Source organism: Streptomyces sp., assembly GCF_036566765.1.
In the GTDB taxonomy this organism is placed as follows: domain Bacteria; phylum Actinomycetota; class Actinomycetes; order Streptomycetales; family Streptomycetaceae; genus Streptomyces.
The window spans coordinates 1-3,119 of sequence record NZ_DATCVQ010000069.1 but is presented as its reverse complement, the minus strand read 5'-3'; the positions used below and the strand labels follow the sequence as shown (position 1 = coordinate 3,119).

Genomic DNA, 3,119 nt, shown 5'->3' with positions numbered 1-3,119 from the left:
CCACGACTGCGCCGCCGCGCGCACCGAGGCGTACGTCGACACCACCCTCGAGCCGGGCATGTGCCTGACCGTCGAGCCCGGACTGTACTTCCAGGCCGACGACCTGACGGTGCCGCAGGAGTACCGGGGCATCGGCGTCCGCATCGAGGACGACATCCTCGTCACCGACGACGGCAACCGAAACCTCTCCGCCGCGCTGCCGCGCCGCTCCGACGACGTCGAGGCGTGGATGGCCGCCCTGAAGGGCTGATCCAGCCGGTCTCGAGTCCGCGCGCCATGCGCTGACCCCCTGGTCAGCAACCGGGGACCCTCGACCTCACTCATAGGGGGATTCACGCTGACCGCATGCTGAGTTCGCTGACACATTGCCAGTCGGACGCCGAAGCCTCCTGCGGCAGGATCGACAGGAAGATCATGCTGTCCGACGGGAGGCGGATCGTCGCAAGGCGCGCTACCCTCCCGGAGCATGTTTGACACGGACACGACACCCAAGAGGGCGGCCTGCAGGAGTTCCAACACCTCACCGGGGCGAAGAACCGGCCTCCGCCTCCTGGTGTTGCTCTTCCTGCTGGCCCTCCTCGGCGCACCGAACGCCTCGGCGTCCACGCCCCCGCAGCCGGCGTCCGCCGCCCCGGCGGCGGACGCCGCCACCCGCTGGGGCGACCGGCGCCTCGACGAAGTCTCCTTCCTCACCACCCACAACGCCTTCACCAACTACGAGGACTCCCGCTGGAGTTCGGTGAACCAGTCCGAATCGGTCCGCGCCCAGCTCGAGGGCGGGGTCCGCGGCCTGAGCCTCGACACGCACTGGTACGAGCACAGCACCTGGCTGTGCGTCATCAGCTTCGGCAGCGACTGCTACCCCAGCGACGTCTACCTGTGCCACGGCGACTGCAAGACCTTCGCCGGAGCCACGTACGCACTGCCCAGGCAGTCCTTCCACGGGACCGTGCAGACCGTGGTGGACTTCCTCACCACCCACCCGCAGGAGGTGGTGACCGTCTTCCTGGAGGACTACGTCAGCGCCGAACAGCTCCGGCAGTCCCTCGGCAGGGTCCGCGGGGTCGACGAGCTGCTCTTCCGGCCCGACGAGTGGGGCGTACGGCAGAAGGGCTGGCCGAAGGTGGCCGACCTCGTCACCGCCGGCAAGCGCCTGCTGCTCTTCTCCGACCGGTCGGACCGCGAGCACCTGGGCGTCATGTACGACAGGTCCTGGACGGTGAGCAATTACTGGAGCCTCGGCGACCTGGGCGACGACCTCGCGTGCGTCACCCGCTGGCCCGACCTGCCCCTGGACCGGCAGGAACCCGGATTCCGGAGGCTGTTCACGATGAGCCACCACCGCAACGTGCCCACGGTCCTCACGGCGGCCCTGGACAACGGCGCCAAGCTCAGAAACCGCATCGCCGGGCAGTGCCGGACCGCAACCGGAGGCCGCGCTCCCAACTTCGTCTCCGTCGACTTCCACCGCCTATCCGACGGCAGCGGCCACACCCCCGCGTCGATCGTCGCGGAGCTCAACAGGGCCCCGTGAGGGCGTCGGTCCCCGATGGCGCCCGGGACCGGAAGGCACCGCAAGCCGTGACACCGGTGAGGGCCCTGCCGGATGGCCGGCGGGGCCCTCCTTGCATGTGGCCTTGCCGGTGGCGGCTGCACGGTCAGCGCTTGATGCGTCCGCGGACCGCGAGAACGGCGAGGGCGAGAAGGGTGAGTACCTCGATGCAGGTGCCCGCGGTCGTCAGATCCTGTCCATTGGAGCGGAACCCCACGGAGTTGAAGGTGACGTTCAGGGCCTTCTCGAAGCGCTTGCCGGTGAACCTGTTCCCGGTGGGGTTCTGCGGGTCGTCGTTCTCGATTTCGAACGTGACCCGGCCACCACCGGGCGGCACGACGCCGGTCGCTTGCTGTTCCCGGGAATCCTGGGGGATCCCGCACCCCATCAGCAAGATGACGGTCAAGAGCAGGGCGGCGCCGAGCCAGCCCAGGGCCCTGGAGGGTGCGTGACCCGCTCGATCGCGCCGTGCGGCCGATGAGCCTTCCCCAACCGGTCGGACAGGCGAATCAGCGCAGTCCGGCGAAGAGATCGTTTTCAGGTACGGCCGCGCCGGTGGCGTCCTTGACACGTACGAAGGTCTCCATGCCCATCAACTCGCCGAACCTCTCCTTGCCCATCTTGAGGAAGAAGATGTTCTCGCCCTGACTGGCGTGCGCGGCCAGCGCGTCGAACTTCTGGCCGCTGAAGGCGGTGGTGTCCACCCACGTGGTGATCTCATCGTCGGGGAGGCCGATCTCGGCCATCGCGGCCGCCTCGGCCGGATCCGGCTCCGGCATGTCCGGATGGAACTCGCGCATGATCTCCCCGAACCGCTGCATTCCCGAGCGGGGCATCGTCGTCCAGTACACCTTCGGTGTCAGCTCGGTCATCTCCAGCGCCGCCATCGTGATGCGGTGGGCCTGGATGTGGTCGGGGTGGCCGTAGAAGCCGTTCTCGTCGTAGGTGACGACCACATCGGGCCGGTAGTGCCGCATGAGTTCCGCGAGCCGGGCGGCACCTTCCTCCACGGGGGTCTGCCAGAAGGACCCGGGGGCGTCGTTGCTCGGCCAGCCCATCATTCCGGAGTCGGCATAGTCCAGCGTCTCCAGATCACTGACCTTCAGGACCTCACAGCTCGCCTCGAGTTCTTGACGGCGCATCGAGGCGACGGCCGCCGGATCGTGCCCGGGATCGCCTGGCTTGACACCCCCCGGTCCATCACCGCAACCGCCGTCAGTACACGTCACGAGAACCGTGCGGATGCCCTCCGCCGCGTACCGCGCGAGGACCCCTCCCGTTCCGGTGGCCTCGTCGTCGGGGTGGGCGTGCACTGCCATGAGCGTCAAAGGCCGGTCAGTCATGAAAAAATCCTCCAGCAGAACAGTCTTGGCCCGAGTGCGCGGCGGGCGTACCGCAATGACAGGGTCCGGTTCCTGTGGGGGCGGACGACCTTGTTGTCTCCGCCCACCGGTGCGGCACCGGTCCTCGGTAGCTGCAACAGTGCCAGCCGGACCGGCTGTTCCCGTCGCCACCGACCAAAATGCCGTCCGGGTCTGCGCCGAGACCGTCGTCGACCATCAACAGC

The 3,119-nt window shown here is 68.3% G+C and carries 4 protein-coding genes; 2 read left to right on the top strand and 2 right to left on the bottom strand.

Going from position 1 to position 3,119, the window contains the following annotated elements:
- A partial coding sequence (locus VIU94_RS03540; RefSeq protein WP_331907401.1) for a M24 family metallopeptidase occupies window positions 1-250 on the top strand: 250 nt, incomplete at its 5' end.
- Between the two features lie 216 nt (window positions 251-466).
- Window positions 467-1,534, top strand: coding sequence for a PI-PLC domain-containing protein (locus VIU94_RS03535; RefSeq protein WP_331907399.1), 1,068 nt, complete (start codon window positions 467-469; stop codon window positions 1,532-1,534).
- A gap of 124 nt (window positions 1,535-1,658) precedes the next feature.
- On the opposite strand, the gene VIU94_RS03530 is transcribed toward VIU94_RS03535, so the two are convergent.
- Both VIU94_RS03530 and VIU94_RS03525 read right to left on the bottom strand, forming a co-directional pair.
- Window positions 1,659-1,958: a hypothetical protein gene (locus VIU94_RS03530; protein ID WP_331907397.1), complete on the bottom strand. Its 300-nt coding sequence runs from the start codon at window positions 1,956-1,958 to the stop codon at window positions 1,659-1,661.
- A gap of 103 nt (window positions 1,959-2,061) precedes the next feature.
- Window positions 2,062-2,895, bottom strand: coding sequence for a PIG-L family deacetylase (locus tag VIU94_RS03525; RefSeq protein ID WP_331907395.1), 834 nt, complete (start codon window positions 2,893-2,895; stop codon window positions 2,062-2,064).
- Window positions 2,896-3,119: the final 224 nt, after the last annotated feature.

What these genes read in the sequence shown, in the direction of transcription:
- VIU94_RS03535 (WP_331907399.1), top strand. Translation starts at nt 467, where the DNA reads ATGTTTGACACGGACACGACACCCAAGAGGGCGGCCTGCAGGAGTTCC.
- VIU94_RS03525 (WP_331907395.1), bottom strand. Translation starts at nt 2,895, where the DNA reads ATGACTGACCGGCCTTTGACGCTCATGGCAGTGCACGCCCACCCCGAC.